General features: G+C 65.9%; 21 protein-coding genes. 7 read left to right on the forward strand and 14 right to left on the reverse strand.

Annotated features, from left to right (window positions below; all coding sequences use genetic code 11):
- Positions 1 to 116 precede the first annotated feature (116 nt).
- Positions 117 to 1,886, reverse strand: coding sequence for a PHA/PHB synthase family protein (locus LH19_RS02635; RefSeq protein WP_054724677.1), 1,770 nt, complete (start codon positions 1,884 to 1,886; stop codon positions 117 to 119).
- 113 nt (positions 1,887 to 1,999) lie between these two features.
- On the opposite strand from LH19_RS02635, the gene LH19_RS02640 reads away from it, so the two are divergent.
- Positions 2,000 to 3,220, forward strand: a complete 1,221-nt coding sequence (locus LH19_RS02640; RefSeq protein ID WP_054724680.1) for an LL-diaminopimelate aminotransferase — start codon at positions 2,000 to 2,002, stop codon at positions 3,218 to 3,220.
- Positions 3,220 to 3,702: a DUF2721 domain-containing protein gene (locus LH19_RS02645; protein WP_054724682.1), complete on the forward strand. Its 483-nt coding sequence runs from the start codon at positions 3,220 to 3,222 to the stop codon at positions 3,700 to 3,702. The genes LH19_RS02640 and LH19_RS02645 overlap by 1 nt, the downstream gene beginning before the upstream one ends.
- Before the next feature lies 1 nt (position 3,703).
- On the opposite strand, the gene LH19_RS02650 is transcribed toward LH19_RS02645, so the two are convergent.
- Entirely contained in the window at positions 3,704 to 5,290 is a 1,587-nt protein-coding gene (locus tag LH19_RS02650) for an amidase (protein ID WP_054732917.1), read from the reverse strand.
- A gap of 111 nt (positions 5,291 to 5,401) precedes the next feature.
- Between LH19_RS02650 and LH19_RS02655 the strand changes: the two genes are divergently transcribed.
- Positions 5,402 to 6,718, forward strand: a complete 1,317-nt coding sequence (locus LH19_RS02655; RefSeq protein WP_054724684.1) for a spinster family MFS transporter — start codon at positions 5,402 to 5,404, stop codon at positions 6,716 to 6,718.
- Positions 6,719 to 6,980: 262 nt separating this feature from the next.
- On the opposite strand, the gene LH19_RS02660 is transcribed toward LH19_RS02655, so the two are convergent.
- The 4 genes from LH19_RS02660 to LH19_RS02675 are packed head-to-tail and all read right to left on the reverse strand — an operon-like array spanning position 6,981 to position 10,055.
- Positions 6,981 to 7,571: an NADPH-dependent FMN reductase gene (locus LH19_RS02660; protein ID WP_054724687.1), complete on the reverse strand. Its 591-nt coding sequence runs from the start codon at positions 7,569 to 7,571 to the stop codon at positions 6,981 to 6,983.
- Between the two features lie 38 nt (positions 7,572 to 7,609).
- Positions 7,610 to 8,122: a L,D-transpeptidase family protein gene (locus tag LH19_RS02665; protein WP_054724690.1), complete on the reverse strand. Its 513-nt coding sequence runs from the start codon at positions 8,120 to 8,122 to the stop codon at positions 7,610 to 7,612.
- Positions 8,119 to 8,718, reverse strand: coding sequence for a ferric reductase-like transmembrane domain-containing protein (locus tag LH19_RS02670; protein WP_054724692.1), 600 nt, complete (start codon positions 8,716 to 8,718; stop codon positions 8,119 to 8,121). Before LH19_RS02670 ends, LH19_RS02665 begins: the two co-directional genes overlap by 4 nt.
- A gap of 47 nt (positions 8,719 to 8,765) precedes the next feature.
- The gene (locus LH19_RS02675) at positions 8,766 to 10,055 is read right to left on the reverse strand and encodes an adenylosuccinate synthase (protein WP_054732920.1); all 1,290 of its coding nucleotides are present in this window, start codon (positions 10,053 to 10,055) and stop codon (positions 8,766 to 8,768) included.
- A gap of 174 nt (positions 10,056 to 10,229) precedes the next feature.
- Between LH19_RS02675 and LH19_RS02680 the strand changes: the two genes are divergently transcribed.
- Entirely contained in the window at positions 10,230 to 10,607 is a 378-nt protein-coding gene (locus LH19_RS02680) for a DOPA 4,5-dioxygenase family protein (RefSeq protein WP_054724694.1), read from the forward strand.
- A 121-nt stretch (positions 10,608 to 10,728) separates the two neighbouring features.
- On the opposite strand, the gene LH19_RS02685 is transcribed toward LH19_RS02680, so the two are convergent.
- From LH19_RS02685 to LH19_RS02695, 3 genes are all read right to left on the reverse strand, one after another.
- Positions 10,729 to 11,844, reverse strand: a complete 1,116-nt coding sequence (locus tag LH19_RS02685) for an ATP phosphoribosyltransferase regulatory subunit (protein WP_054724696.1) — start codon at positions 11,842 to 11,844, stop codon at positions 10,729 to 10,731.
- A 142-nt stretch (positions 11,845 to 11,986) separates the two neighbouring features.
- Positions 11,987 to 13,573 carry a phosphoglycerate dehydrogenase gene (gene serA / locus LH19_RS02690; RefSeq protein WP_054724698.1) on the reverse strand — a complete coding sequence of 529 codons (1,587 nt, stop codon included), beginning with the start codon at positions 13,571 to 13,573 and terminating at the stop codon, positions 11,987 to 11,989.
- An 82-nt stretch (positions 13,574 to 13,655) separates the two neighbouring features.
- Positions 13,656 to 14,786 carry a phosphoserine transaminase gene (locus LH19_RS02695; protein WP_407696696.1) on the reverse strand — a complete coding sequence of 377 codons (1,131 nt, stop codon included), beginning with the start codon at positions 14,784 to 14,786 and terminating at the stop codon, positions 13,656 to 13,658.
- A gap of 168 nt (positions 14,787 to 14,954) precedes the next feature.
- Between LH19_RS02695 and LH19_RS02700 the strand changes: the two genes are divergently transcribed.
- Complete coding sequence (locus LH19_RS02700) at positions 14,955 to 15,668, forward strand: extensin-like domain-containing protein (RefSeq protein ID WP_054724702.1); 714 nt, start codon at positions 14,955 to 14,957, stop codon at positions 15,666 to 15,668.
- Between the two features lie 49 nt (positions 15,669 to 15,717).
- Positions 15,718 to 16,593, forward strand: a complete 876-nt coding sequence (locus tag LH19_RS02705; protein WP_054724704.1) for an LOG family protein — start codon at positions 15,718 to 15,720, stop codon at positions 16,591 to 16,593.
- A 49-nt stretch (positions 16,594 to 16,642) separates the two neighbouring features.
- Here the strand turns inward: LH19_RS02705 and LH19_RS02710 are convergent, their stop codons facing one another.
- Together LH19_RS02710 and LH19_RS02715 are read right to left on the reverse strand one after the other, a co-directional pair.
- Positions 16,643 to 17,077 (reverse strand): c-type cytochrome, encoded by a 435-nt coding sequence (locus tag LH19_RS02710; RefSeq protein WP_054724706.1) that lies wholly within the window; start codon positions 17,075 to 17,077, stop codon positions 16,643 to 16,645.
- Entirely contained in the window at positions 17,077 to 17,739 is a 663-nt protein-coding gene (locus tag LH19_RS02715; protein WP_054724708.1) for a c-type cytochrome, read from the reverse strand. The genes LH19_RS02710 and LH19_RS02715 overlap by 1 nt, the downstream gene beginning before the upstream one ends.
- Positions 17,740 to 17,918: 179 nt before the next feature.
- On the opposite strand from LH19_RS02715, the gene LH19_RS02720 reads away from it, so the two are divergent.
- The gene (locus LH19_RS02720) at positions 17,919 to 18,809 is read left to right on the forward strand and encodes a prephenate dehydratase (protein WP_054724710.1); all 891 of its coding nucleotides are present in this window, start codon (positions 17,919 to 17,921) and stop codon (positions 18,807 to 18,809) included.
- Between the two features lie 18 nt (positions 18,810 to 18,827).
- Here LH19_RS02720 and LH19_RS02725 read toward each other — a convergent pair whose 3' ends face one another.
- The 3 genes from LH19_RS02725 to polA all read right to left on the reverse strand — a co-directional run bounded on the left by LH19_RS02725 (position 18,828) and on the right by polA (position 22,978).
- Positions 18,828 to 19,511, reverse strand: coding sequence for a CDP-alcohol phosphatidyltransferase family protein (locus LH19_RS02725; protein WP_054724712.1), 684 nt, complete (start codon positions 19,509 to 19,511; stop codon positions 18,828 to 18,830).
- A gap of 147 nt (positions 19,512 to 19,658) precedes the next feature.
- Positions 19,659 to 20,171, reverse strand: a complete 513-nt coding sequence (locus LH19_RS02730; RefSeq protein ID WP_054724714.1) for a hypothetical protein — start codon at positions 20,169 to 20,171, stop codon at positions 19,659 to 19,661.
- Positions 20,168 to 22,978 (reverse strand): DNA polymerase I, encoded by a 2,811-nt coding sequence (gene polA / locus LH19_RS02735; RefSeq protein ID WP_054724716.1) that lies wholly within the window; start codon positions 22,976 to 22,978, stop codon positions 20,168 to 20,170. The genes LH19_RS02730 and polA overlap by 4 nt, the downstream gene beginning before the upstream one ends.
- Positions 22,979 to 23,054 lie beyond the last annotated feature (76 nt).

Raw genomic sequence — 23,054 nt, forward strand, 5'->3', positions numbered from 1 at the left:
ACTCCTTTATGTTGCAGTGCACAATATAGGAGTGGATCGGAGATTTCAAGAGTTTTTTGTGCAGTGCACAAAAATGATTACGGTCCCGATCGCCCGAACCTTATATTTCGCCGATATTACCGCTGTTTGACATAGCGGCCCGGGGCGTCTTCGATTGCCTTTTTGCCGCCTTTTCCAGGGATACGGGCGCCCTTTGCGGCGATTTTTTTGCTGTCCTGCCCGGCGATCCAGCCGATCCAGTGCGGCCACCAGCTGCCCTTGGTCTCGGTCGCGCCGGCCTCGAACGCCTCGAGCGACGATGCAGCATTGTCGCCGGTCCAATATTGATATTTGCCGGCGGCGGGCGGGTTGACGACGCCCGCAATATGTCCCGACCCCGCGAGCAGGAAGGTTTTCGGACCCGACAGATTGTCCATCAGCCGCCACACGCTCGCCAGCGGCGCAATATGGTCGTCGCGTCCGGCCTGGATATAGGCGGGAACCTCGATCTTGCGGAGGTCGATCGGCGTGCCGCACACCGACAGGCTGTTCGGAACGACCAGCCGGTTGTCGCGATAAAGATCGACCAGATACTGGCGATGCCAGGTCGCGGGCAGGTTGGTCGTGTCGCCGTTCCAGTAGAGGAGATCGAAGGGCGGATAGTCGTTGCCGAGCAGATAATTGCTGACGACATAATTCCAGATGAGGTCGCGTCCGCGTAAGGAGTTGAAGGTCGCGGCCATGTAACGCCCGTCGAGATAGCCCGGCGCCGAGAGCTGTTGCAGCAACGACAGATAGCTGTCGTCGACGAACATCTTGAGCTCGCCGGCGCGCTCGAAATCGACCTGCGCGGTAAAGAAGGTCACCGACTTGACCTTGTCCGCCTCGCCCTTCGCCGAGAGCATCGCGAGCGTCGCGGCGAGCGTCGTGCCCGCGACGCAATAGCCGATCGTGTGGACCGCGGGGACATCAAGCAGCGCGCGGACGGTGTCGATCGCATCGACCTGCGCCGCGACATAATCGTCCCAGGTGACGTCCTTCATCGACGCGTCGGCCGACTTCCACGACACCATGAACACCGAAAGCCCCTGTTCGACCGCCCAGGCGACGAAGCTTTTCGCGGGGTTGAGGTCGAGGATATAGAAGCGGTTGATCCACGGCGGGAAGATGACGAGCGGGACCGCGAAGACCTCCTTCGTCGTCGGGGCGTAATGGATGAGCTGGTAGAGCGGGGTTTCGTGGATCACCTTGCCCGGGGTCGTCGCGATATTGACCCCGACCTCGAACGCATCGGGGTCGACATGGCTGAGCTGCCCGCGCGACAGGTCGCTCAGCATATGCTTGAGCCCCTTGAGCAGGCTTTCGCCGCGCGTTTCGACCGCGCGCCGGATCACCTCGGGATTGGTGAGCGCAAGGTTGGTCGGCGACAGCGCCTCGGCCATATTCTTCGCCGCGAACTCCAGCTTCGCGCGCGCCGCCTCGTCGAGCCCCTGCATCTGGCGCGTCGTCGTGAGCAATTGCTCGGACAGCATGCCATAGGTCTGGCGGATCATCGCGAAGACCGGATTGCCGGTCCAGTCGGGGTCGGCGAACCTTTTGTCCTTCGACGCTTCGGCGGCGGGGGTGAAGGGCTGCAACGTGGCGAGCGAGGTCCAGAAGCGCGCGCCCTGTTCCCACATCTGCGCCGATTGTTCGGCCCACGCCTGCGTCGTCGGGTTCTGCAACCAGCTCGCGGGATCGAACAGGCTGGCGGCGGCGCTGTTGCCCTGGTTCGCCTGACCGAGTGCATATTCGAGCATCATCTGCTGCGCGCGGCCCATCACGCTGGCCCAATGCTGTATGTCTTCGGGCGAGGGCAGGAAGGGATTGGAAGCTTCGGTCGTATCGCCCTTGTCTGCTTCGTTCATGCTCGTTCCCGCTGGCCAGTACCGATAGAATCTCTATAACAAGGCTTGGCGCGACTGGCGAGAAGCCGTTCGCGCTTCTGTTCATAAACGCAAAGGAGTTGTTCTAGTTTCCCATGTCCGAAGATGAATTCTATCGCATCAAGCGCCTGCCGCCCTATGTCATCGCCGAAGTCAATGCGATGCGTGCGGCCGCCCGCGCCGCGGGAGAGGACATCATCGACCTGGGGATGGGCAACCCCGACCTGCCGCCGCCCGCGCATGTGATCGAGAAGCTCTGCGAAGTCGCGATGAAGCCCGACGCGCACGGTTATTCGCAGTCGAAGGGCATTCCGGGCCTCCGCCGCGCGCAGGCCAATTATTATGCGCGCCGTTTCAACGTCGACCTCGATCCCGAGAGCGAGGTTGTGGTGACGATGGGGTCGAAGGAAGGGCTTGCCAGCCTCGCAACCGCGATCACCGGTCCGGGCGACGTCGTGCTGGCGCCGAACCCCAGCTATCCCATCCACACCTTCGGCTTCATCATCGCCGGCGCGACGATCCGCAGCGTGCCGACGACGCCCGACGAGAATTACTGGCGCGCGCTCGACCGCGCGATGGCGTTCACCGTGCCGCGCCCGTCGATCCTCGTCGTCAACTATCCGTCGAACCCGACGGCGGAATCGGTCGATCTCGCCTTTTACGAACGGCTTGTCGCCTGGGCGAAAGAGAACAAGGTCTGGGTGCTTTCGGACCTTGCCTATTCGGAGCTTTATTACGACGGCAACCCGACCCCCTCGATCCTGCAGGTGCCGGGCGCGAAGGATGTCGCGGTCGAGTTCACCTCGATGTCGAAGACCTATTCGATGGCGGGCTGGCGCATGGGCTTTGCGGTCGGCAACAAAAGGCTGATCGCGGCAATGACGCGCGTCAAATCCTACCTCGATTACGGCGCCTTCACCCCGATTCAGGCGGCCGCCTGCGCGGCGCTCAACGGCCCGCAGGATATCGTCGCGAAGAACCGCGAGCTTTACCAGAAGCGCCGCGACGTGATGGTCGAAAGCTTCGGCCGCGCGGGCTGGGACATTCCGAGCCCGAAGGCGTCGATGTTCGCTTGGGCGCCACTGCCGCCCGCGCTCAAGGAGATGGGCAGCCTCGAATTTTCGAAGCAGCTGCTGACCCACGCCAAGGTCGCGGTCGCCCCTGGCGTCGGCTACGGCGAGGACGGCGAAGGCTATGTCCGCATCGCGATGGTCGAGAATGAGCAGCGCATTCGCCAGGCGGCACGCAATGTGCGCAAGTTCCTCGCGATGCACGGCGTCAACACGCCATCGGTCGCGGCGGGCAGCGGGGGCTGATGAGTTCTGCCACGAGCGCGATCGCGCAGACGATCCAGTTGTCGGTCACGCCGGTGTTCCTGCTGGTGGCGACCGGCAGCCTGCTCAACGTCATCGCCGGACGGCTGGCGCGCGTCGTCGACCGTTCGCGGACGTTGATCGAGCGCTGGTCGGAGACCGAAGGCGCCGAGCATGAGCGCATCGTGGCGGAATTGCGCACCGCCGACCGGCGCATGGCGATCATCAACAATTCGATCCTCGCGGCGGTCGCCTGCGGGATCGTCGTCTGCCTGCTCGTCGCGCTGCTGTTTGCGCAGGAGGTTGCCGGCTTCAACCTCGGCCGCGCCGCGGCGTGGGCGTTTACGGTGGCGATGCTGCTTCTGCTGACCTCGCTGATCCTGTTCCTCGTCGAGGTACGGCTCGCGATCCGCACCATCCATGTGCCGATGGAATTGCTCGAGCTCGAGGAACTGGGCTGGCAGCGGCGGCGGGGCGGGAAATAGCCTAGGGCGTCGTGCTGGCGCGATAGGTCGGTGCCGTGCGTTTCCGGCTCGCCTGTTCATAGGCATAGCCCGCCGCCAATATGTCGGCGTCGCTCCATTTGGCCCCGATGAAGGACAATCCGATCGGGAGCCCGTCGACCAGTCCCATCGGCACCGTCAGGTGCGGATAGCCGGCGACGGCGGGCATCTGGCTGACGCTCGGGCCGTCATAGGCATCGCCCTTCGCGAGATCGCTGACCCACGCAGGACCGTTGGTGACGCCGAGCAGCAGATCGACATCATGCGCCTTGAGCAGCCGGTCGATGCCCTCGGCGCCCGCCAGCCGTAGTGCGGTTGCCTTCGCTTCGAGATAGGCGGGATCGTCGAGACCGCCTTTGGTTTCAGCCAGCTCGAACAGCGCCTGATCGAACCATTGCAATTCTTCGGGATGCGCCTTGTTGAAGGCGATGACGTCGGCGAGGCTTTTGGGGGTGTTCGCGTTCGGCAGCGCCGACAGATAGGCGTTCAGATCCGCCTTGAGTTCGGTCATCAGGACGTCGAGTTCGGCCTTGCCCAGCTTCTCCTGCCCGCTGCGGCTGTCCCCGATCTCGACGACCGTTGCGCCGAGCGCCGTCATCTGCGCCAGCGCCGCGTCGAACAGCGCGGCGATATCGGCCCGGTCGCCGATCCGGTCGCGGAGCACACCGACGCGCTTGCCCTTCAACGCGCCGGGCGACAGCGCCGCGACATAATCGGCCTTGCGCGCGTCGGCTTCGGCTGTCGCCGGATCGGCGGGATCGCTGCCGGCGATCGCGGTCATCACCGCTGCGGCATCGCGCACGGTCAGGGTGATTGGCCCGGCAGTATCCTGACTGTGACTGATCGGCACGATGAAGCTGCGGCTGACCAGTCCGACGCTTGGTTTGAAGCCGACGACGCCGTTGATCGCGGCGGGGCAGGTGATCGAGCCGTCGGTCTCGGTGCCGATCGCGAGCGGGGCGAGGCTTGCGGCGACGGCCGCGGCACTGCCCGACGACGAGCCGCACGCGTTGCGATCGAGCGCGTGCGGGTTTTTGGTGAGCCCGCCGACCGCACTCCAGCCGCTCGTCGATTTGTCCGAACGGATGTTCGCCCATTCGCTGAGGTTCGTCTTGCCGAGGATGACCGCTCCCGCATTGCGCAGCCGGGTGACGATGAACGCATCGCGGCCCGTGACATTGTCCTTGAGCGCGAGCGAACCGGCGGTGGTCGGAAGACCCGCGACCTCGATATTGTCCTTGATCAGGACCGGGATGCCGTGGAGCGGCCCGCGCAGCTTGCCCGCCTTGCGTTCCTCGTACAGCCGTTTCGTTTCGACCCCGACGTCGGCGAAGGAAAAGGTCGTGATGACGGCGTCGAGCTTCGGCCCATAATCGTCGAGCCGCCCGAGCCGGTCGAGATAGACGTCGCCGACCAGCCCGTCATACAGCCAGCCAGTCGCCATTTCCGCCTGCAGCATCGCGGCATCCTTGCCCTCGACGTCGGGAAGCGGCGGCGGCATCGCCGCGCTCGGGGCTGCGGGAGCGATCGCGAGCAGGGCGGCAGCGGCGAGCAGCGAAATTTTTTGCATGGCGGCGAGGCTGGCAGCCGTAGCGGCAATTGCAAGCGGTGATTTTCCGGGCGCCGGCGCAGCGTTGACACCCGGGATCATCGCCTGCACCCATGGTGCCGGGAGAGACGGATGAACGAAAAGCCTGCCTTGGCTCAGGGTATCGGCGCGCCGCCGACCGATGGCGTCGCCGCGCACACGCGGACGATGCTGTGGCTCCTGCTCATCGTATATATCTTCAATTTTCTCGACCGGCAGATCGTCAATATCCTTGCCGAGCCGATCAAGCGCGACCTCGGGCTTTCGGATACCGAGCTCGGCCTGCTCGCGGGCCCGGCCTTTGCGGTCTTCTATGCGCTGCTCGGTATTCCGATCGCCCGTTATGCCGACAAGGACGGGACCAACCGCGTGCGGCTGATCGCGCTGTCGTTGGCGATCTGGTCGGCGATGACGGCGGTGTGCGGGCTGGCGCAGAATTTCGTCCAGTTGCTGCTCGCCCGCATCGGCGTCGGCATCGGCGAGGCGGGGTGCACGCCAGCCGCCCATTCGCTGATCGCCGACAGCGTCGCTCCCGAAAAGCGGTCGTCGGCAATCGCCTTTTACGGATTGGGAGTCCCGGTCGGTTCGCTGCTCGGGCTGATCATCGGCGGCGTCGTCAACGATCTCTACGGCTGGCGCGCGGCGCTGATGCTCGTCGGGGCGCCGGGGCTGTTGCTGGCGCTCGTCGTGCTGTTCGTGATGCGCGAGCCGCGGCACCTCCGCCCGGCGGAAACCGCTGCGACGGCCCATACGGCGGCGGCGCTGTCGACGCGCGAGGCGCTGCGCGAAATCTTCGCCTCGCGCGCCTTCGTCTATATCCTGATCGCCGCCTCGGTCACCGCCTTCCTCGGTTACGGCAAGGGGCTGTGGACGATCAGCTTCTTCATCCGCAGCCACGGGCTGTCGACGACCGAGGCGGGGCTGTCGATGGCGGTCGTGCTGGGGCTGGCGGCGGCGCTCGGCACCTGGCTCGGCGGCAAGCTCGCCGACAAATATGGCGCGCGCGACAAGCGGCATATCCTGACTTTCCCCGCCTTCGGCATGGCGATCGTCGCGCCGGTTCTGTTCCTCGGCTATTATATGGAGCATTGGCTGGTCGCGATGGCGCTGCTCGTCGTGCCGAGCATCGTCAACAATGCCTATTACGGCCCGGCCTATGGCTGTGTGCAGGGGCTGGTGCAGCCGCGCGCGCGCGCGGTCGCCGCGTCGATCATGCTGTTCGGGCAGAATCTGATCGGGCTCGGGCTCGGGCCGTTTCTGTTCGGGGTGATGTCCGACGCCTTGCAGCCGGTGGCCGGGCAGGAAAGCGTGCGCTGGGTGCTCTATGGCGCCGCGTGGCTCGGGCTGATCCCGGCCTTCTTCTTCTGGCGCGCGAGCTTGCGGCTCAATGCCGAACTGAAATCGGGCTAGGGTCCGTACTCAATTACAGCGCCGTCGAGGTTTGAAGCAAAATGGCTCAGTGCGAGGAGAGAAGGCGAAGGAATATGTCGATATTTCAAGACTTCTCGACGAAGCAATGGGCCATTTTGATCAAATCCCTGCGGGACGTCCAAATGGCTTCCATCTCGGCCCGAAAGCCGCTTGGAAAGGCAACCAGCCTTCCCGGCGCGTCTTTCGGCCCGATATGTTCGCCATTTGGGCGCCTCGACGGCGCTGTAATTGAGTACGGACCCTAAAAGGGCGGCGGGGCCTTGTCGCGCTGCGCCTTCGCGGCGTCGATCCACCAGCCAAGATCGTCGGCAAAGCGCGGGAAGGCCTTGGCCAGCCGGCCGCCGTCTTCGCCCGCTGGCTCGCCATCGGCATCGAAGGCGCCGCCGATGCGGGCCAGCGACAGCCCGGTCGCCGTGACCACCATTCCCATTACCGCGAGGGTGCCGCGCCAGGCGGTCGCCGCCTTGATCCCTGCAAAGGGGCCCGCCGAATAGGAAGCGATCGCCGCCGGACGCCAGCCATATTCGGGCAGGAAATGGTCGGCGAGATTCTTGAGTCCCGGTTGCAGCCCGCCATTATATTCGCCCGCGACGAAGACGAAGCCGTCGGCGGCGGCGATGCGCTCGGCAAGCTTGGCCATCGCCGGTGGCGCTTCGCCGTCGGCATAGTCGCTGAAGCGACGGTCGAGCATCGGCAGGTCGACGGCCTTCGCATCGATCAGTTCGGCGCTGTCGCCGCGCGCGTTCAGGGATTTTACGATCCAGCGGGCGAGCTTGATGCCCTGCCGGTCGCGGCGATAGCTTCCGTAGAAGACGAGGATGTTGCGGCTCATACCCGCTTGCTGCCACGGTGCGCACGAAAACGGAAGCGTCAGGGACGGATGGCAATCGGGGTGCCGTCGGGAACGATATCCCACAGCTGTTCGATTTCGGCGTTCGACAGCGCGATGCAGCCGTCGGTCCAGTCGCGCGCGAGCGGCGGGCCGGGCCAGCCACCCGGCTGACCGTGGATGAAGATGTCGCCGCCCGGCGAGCGCCCGCGCGCCTTGGCATAGGCGCGGTCGGCGGCGTTTGGATAGGAGATGCGGAGCGAGAGATGGTAGCGGCTGGCACCGTTGCGGCCGTCGATCGTGTAGCGGCCTTCGGGCGTGCGCTCGTCGCCCTCGAACTGCTTGTGCCCGGTGGGCGCGTCGCCGAACCGGATGCCGGTATAACGCACGATTTCGCGGTCGCCGCGATAGGCGATGAGGATGCGGTCGCTTTTGTCGACGAGCAGGCGGTCGGCCTTGGTACCCGTGGCCAGCGGCGGCGGTTGCGAACTCGCCGATCCACAGGCGGCCAGCGTCAGCAGCGACAGGCCGGCCAATATGTTGCGCCGGATCATGTTGCCGCCTTCCTCCGCCTTGCGGCGATACGCAGGCCAGCCGCCGCGATCAGCAACAGCGCAGGCGGCCAATAGTAGGGATCGACCGCGGCGCGGCCGCCGTAGCTGACCATGAAGATCAGCCAGATATACCAGACGCCCGCGGTGTGCAGCCGTTTCCAGTTCCGCGCGCCGAGCTTCCGGACCGCGCCATCGAACGAGGTCGCGGCGAGCAGTGCGATGAAGACATAGGCGATGCCGCCGCCGACGAGCGTCGTGACGGGCGGTGGCGGCTGGCCGTCATGCGCGCCGAATAGCCACAGAATCGCGATCAGGTGGACAAGGTGCGAAAAGGCGAAGCCGAGCCCGATCCAGCGCCGGTTGCGGATCGTCCAGCGCGTCATGGGCATGGGCCACAGCCGGACCAGCGCACTGGCGGTGAAAGCGGCGACGAACAGCAGCAGCGAGCTGCGCGCGGTTGCGCGGATCAGCATGCGGATGCCGTCGACGCCGGTACCCGCGAGGCCGAGCACGAGGGCGCTCATCACGAGCAGCGCCGCCATCAGCACGATCAGCAGCGTCGCGCCTTCGTTCCAGCCGGTCTTGCGTGTCGCCATTGCACCCTCCCGCGGGAGGGCGAGTATAGCGCGCCCGCGCGCGGCGCCTAGTCGCTGAACGGGTCGCGGATCAGGATCGTGTCCTCGCGTTCGGGGCTGGTCGACACGAGTGCGATCGGGGTTTCGATCAGTTCCTGCACGCGCTGGATATATTTGACCGCCTGCGCGGGCAGGTCGGCATAGCTGCGCGCGCCCGCGGTCGTTTCCTGCCAGCCGTCCATTTCCTCGTAGATCGGCTCGACCTCGGCCTGATCGGCGGCGTGCGCGGGGAAATAGTCGAGAATCTTGCCGCGCAGCCGATAGCCGGTGCAGATGCGGATCGTGTCGAAGCCGTCGAGCACGTCGAGCTTGGTCAGCGCGATGCCGGTGACGCCCGATACCGCACAGCTCTGCCGCACGAGCACCGCATCGAACCAGCCGCAACGGCGCTTGCGTCCGGTGACGGTGCCGAATTCATGCCCGCGCTCGCCGAGCTTCTGACCGATCTCGTCCTCGAGCTCGGTCGGGAAGGGGCCGCTGCCGACGCGGGTCGTATAGGCCTTGGCGATGCCGAGCACGAAGCCGACCGCCGACGGGCCAAGCCCCGAACCCGACGCCGCGGTGCCGCTGACGGTGTTCGAGCTGGTGACGAAGGGATAGGTGCCGTGATCGACGTCGAGCAGCACGCCCTGTGCGCCCTCGAACAATATGCGCGCGCCCGCCTTGCGCACCTTTTTCAGGCGCTTCCACACCGGCTGCGCATATTCGAGCACATAGTCGGCGATCTCGGCGAGATCGGCTTTCAGCCGCTCGCGGTCGATCGGCGGTTCGCCGAAACCGGCGCGCAGCGCGTCATGGTGCGCGGTCAGGCGGTCGATCTGCGGATCGAGCTTGTCGAGGTGGGCAAGGTCGCAGACGCGGATCGCGCGGCGGCCGACCTTGTCTTCATAAGCGGGGCCGATACCGCGGCCGGTGGTACCGATCTTGCCGGCGCCTGCGGCGGTCTCGCGTAGCGCGTCGAGGTCGCGGTGGAAGGGCAGGATCAGCGGGCAATTGTCGGCAATCGCGAAATTCTCGGGGTTGATGGCAACGCCCTGTCCGCGCAGCTTGGCGATCTCGTCGCGCAGCGCCCACGGGTCGAGCACGACGCCGTTGCCGATGATCGACAGCGTGCCGGTGACGATGCCCGACGGGAGCAGCGACAGCTTGTAGGTCTGGTTGCCGACGACGAGCGTATGGCCGGCATTGTGACCGCCCTGGAACCGGACCACGGCGTCGGCGCGGCTGGCGAGCCAGTCGACGATCTTGCCCTTGCCCTCGTCGCCCCATTGCGACCCGATGACGGTAACATTTGCCATGATGCTGTCCTGCTGAACCGGGCCTTGAAACACGCGGTGCTGGCCCGGCGCGGCCTTAGCGGATTTCGCCGCAGAGGCAAGCGTGACGGTACGGTTTTGTCATATTCCGGCGATATTGTACCCGCGCATGCGGGGGTCTGGCGGTGGCGCCAAAAATGCGCGAAAGCATGAGGCATGACCAATGCCTCCGCCCCCTATCACGCCCATATCTATTATGACGCCGACGAACGCCGCGCCGCCGAGGATTTGCGCGAGCGTTTCGGGCGCGACCCCGCGATATTGTTCGTCGGGCAGATGACCGACGCCGGCGTCGGACCGCATCCGATCGCGCAATATGAGGTGCATTTCCGCGCCGAATCGGTCGCGTCGGTGACGGCGACGATCGAGGAAACAGGATTACGTGCGCTGGTCCATCCGCTGACCGACGACGACCTCGCCGATCATACAACGCTGGCGCACTGGATCGGCGAGCCGGTCGAACTCGATGTGACGGTGCTCGATCCGCCGGGCGTCAATCAGGGGATCCCGCGTTTCGGCGTTTCGGACTTTTAGCCGACCTTCTTGATCCGTTCGCATCGAGCGAAGTCGAGATGCCCATCGGCCTTGCACTGGCCCGCGGGGTGTCTCGACTTCGCTCGACACGAACGGAAATAGAATGGCTTCTTGAAAGCGGTCAGGCTTCGACCGGCCCGTCGGGGCCGAGCGTGAAGCCGCAACCGAGCGCGCGGGCATCGTCGGCGTCGGACAGCGCCGCCACCGTCTGCCACCCGTCGGCGCGTAGCCCCGCCGCAATCGCCGCGTCATGGCCGAGGGGCAGGAAGATGCGGCGTTCGGCATCGTCCTCGCCGCCCAGTCCTTCGTCGATCAGCGGGTCGGGGTAGAGCGAGAAGCCGACGGCAGCCTCTTCGCGGTCTTCGCCGACCGGGATGGCATAGCTGCCGCCGCGGCCGATGATGTCGCCCTGTCCGGGAACGAAGATCGAGAAGCCGAACCAGCTTTGATAGGCGAAGCCGTGGCGCTCGGTCGGGTCGAGGGTCAGCGTGGCGCGGCCGCGGATCGGCGCCGCGATTGCTTCGAGCGCTTCGATGCGCGCGTCGAGGACGCCTGTGGTATCGAACGCGCGCAACTCGGCGATCGCCTGATCGAATGGCCCCGTCGCGCGCAGCAGCGGCAGATAGGCCTCAGCACCGAGCCGGGCGAGCGCGCCGGCGTCCTTGGCGTCGAGCTCGCCCTGCAACTCCTCGACGGGAACGGCGACGGGCAGCGGCCCGTTCGCCAGCAGTTCGACGACGTCGGGCAGGGTGAAATCGATCGTCACCGGGCCGATCCCGGCGGCATCGAGCGCGTCGATCGCCACGGTCACGATCTCGCGCGCCGCGGCGACGCTGTCGCTGCCGATCAGTTCGGCGCCGACCTGCAGCATCTCGCGCGCCGGGCGGAGCTGGCTGGCGCGCAGTTTCACGACCTGCCCTGCATAGCAGAGCCGCAGCGGGCGCGGGGCGCCGGCGAGCAGCGAGGTCGCGATGCGGCCCACTTGGCGGGTGATGTCGGGACGCAGCGCGAGGGTGCGCTGCGATACCGGATCGGTGAAGCGGAGGAGGTCGCGCGTCAGCCGGTCGTCGTCGCCGCCGAGAGTTTCGCGAAACTCGGCGAGCGGCGGCGAGACGCGGCCATAGCCATGCGCGCGCATCGCATCGACGAGCGCGCGCGTGACGCGCGAAGTGGCCTCGGCCTGCGCGGGCAGGCGGTCGCGGAGGCCTTCGGGAAGCAGGGCAGGGGCCTTGGTCATCGCATGCGGCCTTAGGCGGGTGAAAGCGACTCAACAATCCTGAATCCCGTTCGCATCGAGCGAAGTCGAGATGCCGTGAAGGCATGGGACACCGTAGGGTGTCTCGACTTCGCTCGACACGAGCGGGATTGAGAGGCGGGCCTTAAAACTTCAGCCCCTTCACCGTCTTTACGCCGGGAAGCTGGCAAAGCTGCCAGAGCAGCGGTTCGGGCATCGGCGAATCGAGGCTGAGCAGCAGCACCGCTTCGCCGCCCGCGGCGCGGCGGCCGAGGTGGAAGGTGCCGATGTTGAGCCCGGCTTCGCCGAGCGCGGTGCCGATGCGGCCGATGAAGCCCGGGGCGTCCTCATTGACGATATAGAGCATATGGCCGTCGAGATCGGCCTCGACCTTGATTCCGAACATCTCGACGAGGCGCGGTTCGTTGTTGCCGAACAGCGTGCCGGCGACCGAGCGGTCGCCCGCTTCGGTGGCGACGGTGACGCGGACGAGCGTGTGGTAATCGCCCTCGCGGTCGTGGCGCACTTCGCGCACGTCGAGGCCGCGTTCACGCGCGAGATGCGGCGCGTTGACCATGTTCACGCTGTCCGAATAGCGGCGCATCAGCCCGGTGAGCACTGCGGCGGTGATCGGCTTCAGGTTGAGTTCGGCGGCGGCGCCCTCGGCTTCGATCGAGATCGTCGTGAGGTTGTCGTGCGCGAGCTGGCCGATCAGGCTGCCAAGCTTTTCGGCGAGCTCCATATAGGGACGCAGCTTCGGTGCTTCCTCGGCCGACAGGCTCGGAACGTTGAGCGCGTTGGTGATCCCGCCGGTGAGCAGATAGTCCGAAATCTGCTCAGCCACCTGAATGGCGACATTCACCTGCGCCTCGTCGGTCGACGCGCCGAGATGCGGCGTGCAGATGAAGTTCGGCGTGCCGAACAGCGGATGATCGGCCGCGGGCGGCTCGGACGCGAAGACGTCGAGCGCGGCGCCCGCGACATGCCCCGAATCGAGCGCTTCCTTGAGTGCCGCCTCGTCAACCAGCCCGCCGCGTGCGCAGTTGATGATCCGCACGCCCGGTTTGGTCTTGGCGAGATTCTCCTTCGACAGGATGTTGCGCGTCTGGTCGGTCAGCGGCGTATGCAGCGTGATGAAGTCGGCGCGCGTCAGCAGGCCGTCGAGCTCGACCTTCTCGACGCCGAGTTCGATCGCACGCTCGGGGGTCAGGAAGGGGTCGAAGGCGATGACCTTCATGCGCAGCCCGATGGCGCGTTCGGCGACGATGCTGCCGATATTGCCGCAACCGATCAGGCCGAGCGTCTTCGACGTCAGTTCGACCCCCATGAAATCGTTCTTCGGCCATTTGCCGGCCTGCGTCAGCGTGTTGGCCTCGGGAACCTGGCGCGCGAGCGCGAACATCATCGCGATCGCATGTTCGGCGGTCGTGATGCTGTTGCCGAAGGGGGTGTTCATCACGATGACGCCCTGCTTCGACGCGGAGGGGATGTCGACATTGTCGACGCCGATGCCGGCGCGGCCGACGACCTTGAGGTTCGTCGCGGCGGCGAGGACGTCGGCGGTGACTTTCGTCGCCGAACGGATCGCGAGGCCGTCATAGTCGCCGATCATCGCGATCAGCTCGTCCTTGGTCTTGCCAGTGATGACGTCGACGTCGATGCCGCGTTCCTTGAAAATTGCGGCGGCTTTGGGGTCCATCTTGTCGCTGATGAGGACTTTGGGTTGGGTCATTTATATCTCCGTGTCCCGGCGAAAGCCGGGATCTGTGGCGGAATGGGAAATGGGCCCCGGCTTTCGCCGGGGAGCACAATGGTCAGGCCGAAAGGCTGGCGTAGGCCCAGTCGAGCCACGGGCCGAGCGCTTCGATATCGGCGGTGTCGACGGTCGCGCCGCACCAGATGCGCAGACCCGGAGGCGCGTCGCGATAGCCCGCGATGTCGTAAGCCGCGCCTTCCTTCTCGAGCAAGCCGGCGAATTTCTTGATGAAGCCTTCGTCGGCGCCCGCGACCGACAGGCAGACCGAGGTCTTCGAGCGGCTGGCGGGATCGGCGGCGAGGTGGGAGAGCCAGTCGCGTTCGGCGATGATCTCGTCGAGCGCGGCGGCGTTCGCATCGCTGCGCGCCTTGAGCCCGTCGAGACCGCCGAGCGACTTCGCCCATTCGAGCGCGAAGATCGCGTCTTCGACCGCAAGCATCGACGGGGTGTTGATCGTCTCGCCCTTGAACACGCCCTCGGCGAGGGCGCCCTTCGAAACGAGGCGGAACACCTTCGGCAGCGGCCAGGCGGGGGTGTAATTCTCGAGGCGTTCGACCGCGCGCGGGCCAAGGATCAGCACGCCATGGCCGCCTTCGCCGCCGAGCACTTTCTGCCAGCTGAAGGTCGCGACATCGATCTTGTCCCACGGCAGGTCGTAAGCGAACACAGCCGAGGTCGCGTCGGCGAAGCTCAGCCCCTCGCGGTCGGCGGCGATCCAGTCGCCGTTCGGGACGCGGACGCCGCTGGTGGTGCCGTTCCACGTGAAGAGGACGTCGTTCGACCAGTCGACCTTGGTCAGGTCGGGAAGCTGGCCGTAGTCGGCGCGGATGACGGTGGGGTCGAGCTTGAGCTGCTTGGCGGCATCGGTGACCCAGCCTTCGCCGAAGCTTTCCCACGCCAGCGTCGTGACCGGACGGGCACCAAGCATCGTCCACATCGCCATTTCGAAGGCGCCGGTGTCGCTACCCGGAACAATGCCGATGCGGTGCGTGTCGGGAAGCTGCAGCATTTCGCGCATCAGGTCGATGCAATATTGCAGACGCGTCTTGCCGATCTTGGCGCGGTGTGACCGGCCCAGCGATTCGACAGCGATTTTGGAGGCGTCCCAGCCCGGCGGCTTCGCGCAGGGACCGGAAGAAAAATAGGGGCGCGTCGGGCGCACCTGTGGCGTCGTCACTTCACTCATCATAGTCTCTCCTTGCAGAGAGCTCGCGCGGCGTTGGGACCGCGTGGCCCGGCGCCGCCTTTAGGGTCGCGCGCCGGACTGTCAAATGAAATGCGCGGCCCGGGCGAAATTAGCGACGAGGCGAGAAGATAGTTTACAGCCTGTTAACCAAATTGTCGGTAAATTGACGCCATGGCGATCCCTTCCTTCCTCCAGCCCCGGATGCTCGTTGCAGCCACCATGGCGCTGGCGCTTTCGGCCTGTTTCGGAACGCCCGAGGCGATGAAGAACAACCGCGGGAAGCGGCCGGACGCGAGCGCGAGTGCGAACACGCCTAAGCGTCCGCAGGTTACGGGAACGCCTTCGTTCACTGGTGCCGAGGCGCAGCAATGCGCGTTCGACCTCAAGCAGGCGGGGGTGCGCTTCACGCCGCTGCCGAACCAGGATCATGGCGGCGGCTGCAGTTCGATCGATTCGGTCAAGCTGCTCGATATCGGTACGCCGGTCACGAATCTCGGCGCGATGACCTGTCCGCTCGCGCGCAATTTCGCGGCATGGGCGCAATATGCGGTCCGCCCCGCGGCGCGGAAATATTTCGGGCAAGAGGTCGTCAAGATCGAGACCTATGGCACCTATAGCTGCCGCAACATCTATGGCGGCCGCTCGGGCCGGCTGTCGCAGCATGCCTATTCGAACGCGGTCGACGTCTCGGGCTTTGTGCTCGCCGACGGACGGCGGATCATGCTCGACGGCGGCTGGCAGGGCGACAAGCCGTCGCAAGAGTTTCTCCGCGCGCTGCACAAATCGGCGTGCCGGCGTTTCGGCACCGTGCTGAGCCCCGATTACAATGCGGCGCATTATAACCACTTCCACCTCGACATGAGCGGCAACGGCTACTGCCGCTAAACGCCCGCGCGGCTTGGCAAAGCGGCGCCGAGCGGGTAGCCGTCCGCCCATGACGAAAGACAAGCAGCCCCATCGTTCGCGTTTCCATAAGGCCAAGGACGACGCGCGTTTCGCCGAACAGGCGACCACCACACCGCAGACCGCCAGCGCCGCTTACCGGCTCGCCTTTCAGGATACCGACTTCCTGCTGCGCGAGGATTTGCGCCCGGTGCGCTTCCAGCTCGAACTGCTCAAGCCCGAACTGCTGCTCGACGAAGCGGGGATCGAATCGACGCTCGTCATCTATGGCTCGGCGCGCATTCCCGAACCCGACGAGGCCGACGCACTGGAAACCGCGGCGACCGACGACGTCCAGCGCAACATCGCGCGGCGGCTGAAGGCGAAGGCGCATTATTACGACGAGGCGCGGGCGCTGGCGCGGCTCGCGAGCCAGGTGCCGTGCGACGACAGGGGCTGCCGCCATTTCGTCGTCTGCTCGGGCGGCGGACCGTCGATCATGGAAGCCGCGAACCGCGGCGCCGCCGACGAGGGCCGCGAGTCGATCGGGCTCAACATCGTGCTGCCGCACGAGCAGGCGCCAAACCGCTTCGTCACCCCCGACCTCAGCTTCCAGTTCCACTATTTCGCGCTCAGGAAGATGCATTTCCTGCTTCGCGCGCGCGCCGTGGCGGTGTTCCCCGGCGGCTTCGGCACCTTCGACGAGATGTTCGAACTGCTGACGCTGATCCAGACCGGCAAGATCAAGCCGATCCCGATCGTCCTGTTCGGCAAGGAGTTCTGGCACCGCGTTGTCAATTTCGACGCGCTGGTCGAGGAGGGGGTGATCAGCGCCCGCGACCTCGACCTCTTCACCTTTGTCGAGACCGCCACCGAGGCGTGGGCGATCATCGACGGTTTCTACGCGAATATCGAAGAGACGCATTGAGCGCCGAAATCCTCCCTGTCGCAAAAGCGGCGGGGAGGATGGTCGAAAGTTATTTCGACTGTTCTTTCAGATACAGGATCAGCGCCTTGCGGTCGGCGGAATCGATCACGCCGGCAAAGGCCATGCGCGTGCCGGGCAGCGCCTTCATCGGCGCTTCGAGATAGGTGTCGAGCGCCGCTTCGTCCCAGATGCCGCCTTTCGCCTTCATCGCGCCCGAATAGGAAAAACCTTCGTGCGAGGCGACCGCGCGGCCGACGACGCCGTGCAGGTTGGGGCCGATCCCGTTGCGGCCGCCGGCATCGATCGTGTGGCAGGCCGTGCAGCGCTTGAAGACCTGCTCGCCCATTGCCGCGGTCGGTTCGATCGCAGCGGCAGGCGCTTCGGCGGCAGCCTCGCCGGTCGTCGCCGAATCGGCCGCCGGTTCGCTCTTGCCGCAGCCGGCGAGGGCAAGCGCGCCCGCCAGCAGGACGGGCAGGATGCGCATTATTTCTTGGCTTCGGCCGGTGCGGGCGCGGCGCCGGGCGCGGCACCCTCGGCCGGGGCTGCGGCAGCCTTGTCCGCGCCTTCGGCCGGCGCCGCGGCGCCTTCTGCGGGAGCGGCGGCATCGGCGGCCGGGGCTGCCTCGGCGGCGGGCAGCGGCAGGTTCGAACCCTGCGCGTTCAGATAGACGAGCAGGTTGGCGCGATCCTCGGCGCTGCCAAGGCCGGCGAACGACATTTTCGTGCCGGGTGCGAACTTGCGCGGGCTGGTCAGCCACGCGTCCATCTTTTCGAAGTCCCAGCTACCGCCCATGCCCGAGAGCGCGGTCGAGAAAGCGAAGCCATGCTTGCCGTGGCCGATTTCCTCGCCCAGCGTGCCATAGAGGTTGGGGCCGATGCCGTTAGCGCCGCCCGAATTGATCGTGTGGCAGGCGGCGCATTTCGCGAACACCGCTTCGCCCTTGGCGACGTCGGCCGCGGCGAGCAGGTTGCCGAGCGGCACTGCCGATTCGCCGCCGCCGGCACCGCCTTCGGCGTCCTCGATGGGGAAGCCCGGCTTTTCGGGGGCGTGACCGGCGAACAGCATGCCCGATCCGATCGTCAGGCCCAGCGCGCAAATGCCGGCAAAAAGTACCCATCCGGCAATAGTGTTGTTGCGATTGTCCATGCTCTTGCAGCCCCGTTCGCTGGCGCCCGCTCCGGACGCACGATATGATTTGGTCGCTCCCTTACTGGCGCGGGCACGGTGGCGCAAGGGGATGAAATGGCCGATTGGCGAGTCGCGCGCGAGTTGCGAACGCTTCGTCGCCCGGCTATGCGCCGCCGCTCCGGTTGAGGAAGGTGGTCATGGGCAGTTATTCGGCATCCGCGCAGCATCTGGTCGACGCCATGACGGCGGCGGCACTCGCCGAACCGGCGCGCGGGCTGGCGTTTCAGGGCGCGCCCGGCGCGAACAGCGACCTTGCGGCGCGCGAATATGCCGCGGGTTCGTTGCCGCTTCCCTGCTACAGCTTCGAGGATGCGATCGACGCCGTTCGCGAAGGCCGCGTCGACCGCGCGATCATCCCGATCGAAAACAGCCTCCACGGGCGCGTCGCCGATATCCACTTCCTGCTCCCCGAATCCGGTCTGTCGATCGTCGGCGAACATTTTCTGCGCATCCGCCACGGCCTGATGAGCCGCAACCTCGGACCGATCACCCGCGCTATGAGCCACGAGCAGGCACTCGGCCAGTGCCGCCACTGGCTGCGCGCCAACCATATCGATCCGGTCGCGCACAGCGATACGGCGGGCGCCGCGGCGTGGGTTGCCGACAGCGACGAAGTGGGACTGGCCGCGGTCGCGCCGCCGCATGCCGCCGACCTGTACGGGCTGACGCTGCACGAAGCCGGGATCGAGGACGCCGACCACAATATGACGCGCTTCGTCGTGCTGGCGCGCGAACCGCTCGCCGAGGTACCGCAAGGCGTGCCGCTCATGACGACCTTCGTCTTCGAAGTGAAGAATATTCCTGCGGCGCTGTACAAGGCGCTTGGCGGCTTCGCGACCAACGGCGTCAATATGACCAAGCTCGAGAGCTATCAGGTGGGCGGCAGTTTCGCGGCGACGAAATTCTACGCCGACATCGTCGGCGCGCCGGGCGAGGACCATATCGACCGGGCGCTCGAGGAACTGGATTTCCAGACCAAGTCGCTGCGCTTGCTCGGGACCTATCGTCAGGCGCGGGTTCGGCCTTAGGACTGGCTTTGGCGCGCATCAGTTGCCGCGGGCGCGCAGCGTCCGTGCCAGCGCAAAGCTTTGTACGACGAACAGCGTCACGAGGATGCTGGCGACGAACAGGCCGAACAGGTCGAACGGCGAAAAATTGGTGCCGCGAATGTCGCCGCCGCCGACGACCGGCATCGCCATCGTCATCGCCATCAGCATCAGGCGGAGTTCGGTCGGACCGCCGGCCATGTAGGACAGGCGAAATTCGCCCACCACCTTCGCGGAAAGGAAGGTGTGGATCGACAGCAGGAAATAGCCGATGACCCCCATCAACGCGACGTCGAGCCGCAGATAGGGGCTCATGCCGATTGCGCTGATCATCAGCAGGGTGGCGGCGGCATCGACGCTGTGGTCGACGAAATAGCCATAAGCGGGGCGCTCGATGCGGCGCCAGCGGGCAAGGCTGCCGTCGAGCGAGTCGCCGAACCAGTTGACGATATAACCGACCAGCGACAGGCCGAGCCATTCGCTGTCCTGCCAGCTCAATATATAGCCGGCGGCGACGAGCACCGCGCCGAGGAAGCCCAATATGGTGAGCTGGTCGGGGGTCACCCAGCCGGGCAGGCGCGGACAGATCCAGTTCAGCAGCCGCCGCTCGCTTCGCGCCAGAATATTTTGCTGGATACGGACCGGCGGTGTCACGGTGGTCTGGATGCGGGGATTGCTGCTCATGCTCGTCTTTCGCGGAGGACTGTCACATCTGTGTCAGTCAGACGTCACCGCAGCGTCATAGTCCGCCTTGTCCGTGGAAGATAGTGCGGGCGTGGGCAAGGCGGACGGGAGGACGCCGAAACGCGTCCAACGTCGGGCGCCAGCCACCTATTCGCGCCAGGGCCCGATTTCGCCAATCTCGCCGATCGTCCGGAAGCGGACGCCATCGTCGACCCACGCGACCTCCCACATCGGTGCCGGACGTGCCCATTCGCCGATGACGAACAGCGGAATCCGGTTCGCCCCGACAAAGGCAAGGTCGTCGTCGGTCGGGCCGGGAACGATGGTTGTCGGCCGCTGGTGCAGGCGGATGATCGCGAGCGTGCCCTTCGGCGGCGGCGGCAACGACTGGCGCGCGGGCAGGCCGAAGCTTGCCACGATATCGGGATAACCCTTGTCGTCGCGTGCCAGCAGCAGCAGCTTGTCGGCGGTCGCGACCGGTCCGCCAACGGGGCGCCCGGCGACCTTGCGCCCTGCGATCGCGGCGAATTCACGGACGTCGGTCTCGGCGATCGATGGTGTAGCGGGCTTTGCGATGCTTTCGGCGGCAGGTTCGGTCGCCGGCGGCGTCGGCGGATCGGCCGCCCATGTCGCCGCCATCAGCAAAAATGCCGCGATCAATGCGCGTCGCCCCAGCTCTTGCCGATGCCGATTTCGACCTCGAGCGGCACCGAGAGGGTGAGCGCCGGTTCGGCGGCGGCCATCATGACGGTGCGAATGACGTCGCCCGCCGCCGCGGCCTTGTCCTCGGGCGCCTCGAAGACGAGTTCGTCGTGGACTTGCAGAAGCATTTTGACATCGTCCAGCCCGGCGGCTTCGAGCGCCTTCGGCATCCGCGCCATCGCGCGCTTGATCAGGTCGGCGCTGGTGCCCTGGATCGGCGCGTTGATCGCGGCACGTTCGCTGCCCGCGCGTTCGTTCTGGCTCGCCGCCTTGAGGCGCGGGAACCAGGTTTTCCGCCCGAACAAGGTCTCGGTATAGCCTTTGGCGCGCGCGCTATCGAGCGTGTCGGTGATATAGTCGCTGATGCCGGGGAAGCGCTCGAAATAGCGGGCGATCAGCGCCTGCGCCTCGTCGGGCGTGACTTCGAGCCGGCCTGCGAGGCCCCAGCGCGAGATGCCGTAGAGGATCGAGAAATTGACCGTCTTTGCCTTGCCGCGCGTATCGCGGTTGACCTCGCCGAACAGTTCGATTGCGGTCGCGGCATGGATGTCCTGCCCCTGCGCAAAGGCCTCTTTGAGCTCAGGGACGTCGGCCATATGCGCGGCGAGGCGCAGCTCGATCTGGCTATAGTCGGCGGCGATCAGCACATGCCCGGGTGCCGCGATAAAGGCGTCGCGGATCTGGCGTCCGGTCTCGGTGCGGATCGGGATATTCTGCAGGTTCGGATCGGTCGACGATAGGCGTCCGGTCTGGGCGCCGACGAGGCTGTAGCTGGTGTGGACGCGACCGGTTTTCGCGTTGATCTGTTGTTGCAAGGCGTCGGTGTAGGTCGATTTGAGCTTGGCGAGCTGGCGCCATTCGAGGATCCGCCTCGCGATCGGCACGCCGTCGCGTTCGAGGCGTTCGAGCTCGTTCTGGTCGGTCGACCAGTCGCCCGACTTGCCCTTGCGGCCGCCCTTCAGGCCAAGCTTGTCGAAAAGGATTTCGCCGAGCTGCTTGGGGCTGCCGATCGCGAAAGGCTGGCCGGCGAGTTCGTGGATTTCGCCTTCCATGCGCAGCATGTCGTTCGCGAACTCGCCCGACAGCCGCGCCAGATAGTCGCGGTTCACCATGATGCCGGCGCGCTCCATCGTCTCGACGACGGCGGCGAGCGGGCGATCGACCATCTCGTAGACGCGCGTGCCGCCTTCGAGCGGCAAGCGGAGTTTGAGCAGCTTCCACAGGCGCCAGGCGACCTCAGCGTCTTCCGCCGCATATTCGGTCGCGCGGTCGAGTTGCACTTCGGCGAAACTGATCTGCGACTTGCCGGTGCCGCAGACGTCCTTGAACGACAGGCAGACATGGTCGAGGTGGAGTTTCGACAATTCATCGAGCCCGTGCTGATGCTTGCCCGCGTCGAGCGCGAAGCTCATCACCAGCGTATCGTCATAGGGTGCGATGGCGATGCCGTGCTGGGCGAGCACGCCGATGTCATATTTGAGGTTGTGCCCGACCTTGAGCACCGCTTCGTCGGCAAACAGCGCGTGGAGACGGCCGAGGGCGTCCGCCATCGGTACCTGTTCGGGTTTTTCGGCGAACATGTCGGTGCCGCCATGGCCAAGCGGGATATAGCAGGCCTTGCCGGGGCCGGTGGACAGGCTGACCCCGACGAGGGTGCCGGTAACGCTGTCGAGCGTCGCGGTCTCGGTGTCGACCGCGACGACATGCGCGGCGCGGGCCGCTTCAATCCAGCGGTCGAGCGCTTCGATCGTCGTCACCGTCTCGTACAGCGAACGGTCGATCGGCGGCATCGGCGGCAGCGTCGGTGTCGAGGGCGCGTCCGGCGCGGCAGCGGGGGTGCTGGCCGCTCGCGGCAGCGTCGGCGGCCCGCCCGGCGTCGCGCCGAGGTCGAGCTTCGCCGAAAGCGAACGAAAACCATGCTCGTCGAGGAAGGTCTTGAGCGGCAGCGGCGGGATCGCGCCGAGTTTCAGGTCGTCGAGCGCGTCGGGCAGGTCGCAGTCGCGCTTCAGGTCGACGAGGATACGCGACAGTTCGGCCATGGCGCGATGCTCGATCAGATTGTCGCGCAGCTTGCTGGCTTTCATCGTCGCGGCACCGTCGAGCGCGGCGGTCAGATTGCCATATTCCTGGATCAGCTTGGTCGCCGTCTTCGGCCCGACCCCGCGCACGCCGGGGACATTGTCGACACTGTCGCCCATCAGCGCGAGGACGTCGCCGACGAGATCGGGGGTGACGCCGAACTTCTCGTTCACCGCTTCGAGCCCGAGGCGGACATTCTTCATCGTGTCGAGCATGTCGACGTGCGGTCCCTCGGCGGGCTCGCGGATGAGCTGCATCAGATCCTTGTCCGACGAGACGATCGTGACGTCCCAGCCTTCGCGCACCGCGGCTTCGGCATAAGAGGCGATCAGATCGTCCGCCTCGAAACCCTCCATCTCGATGCACGGCAGCGAAAAGGCGCGCGTCGCATCGCGGATCAGCGGGAATTGGGGGCGGAGATCCTCGGGCGGCTCGGGCCGGTTCGCCTTATATTGGTCGTAGATTTCGTTGCGGAACGACTGGCTGCTGTGGTCGAGGATGACCGCGAGGTGCGTCGGCCCGTCGGCGTCATGCAGGTCTTTCGCGAGCTTCCACAGCATGGTCGTATAGCCGTAAACCGCGCCGACCGGCACACCCATCGGGTTCGTCAGCGGCGGCAAGCGGTGATAGGCGCGGAAGATGTAGCTGGAGCCATCGACCAGATAGAGATGATTCTTTTCGGACATGGCGCGGGGTGTAGCAGGGGGATGCGGGACGGCCTAGCTATGTCCGCGCGGGGCGTTGCCGAGCGAAGACGGGGCG

The sequence above is a fragment of the Sphingopyxis macrogoltabida genome, assembly GCF_001314325.1.
Taxonomy (GTDB): Bacteria; Pseudomonadota; Alphaproteobacteria; order Sphingomonadales; family Sphingomonadaceae; genus Sphingopyxis; species Sphingopyxis macrogoltabida.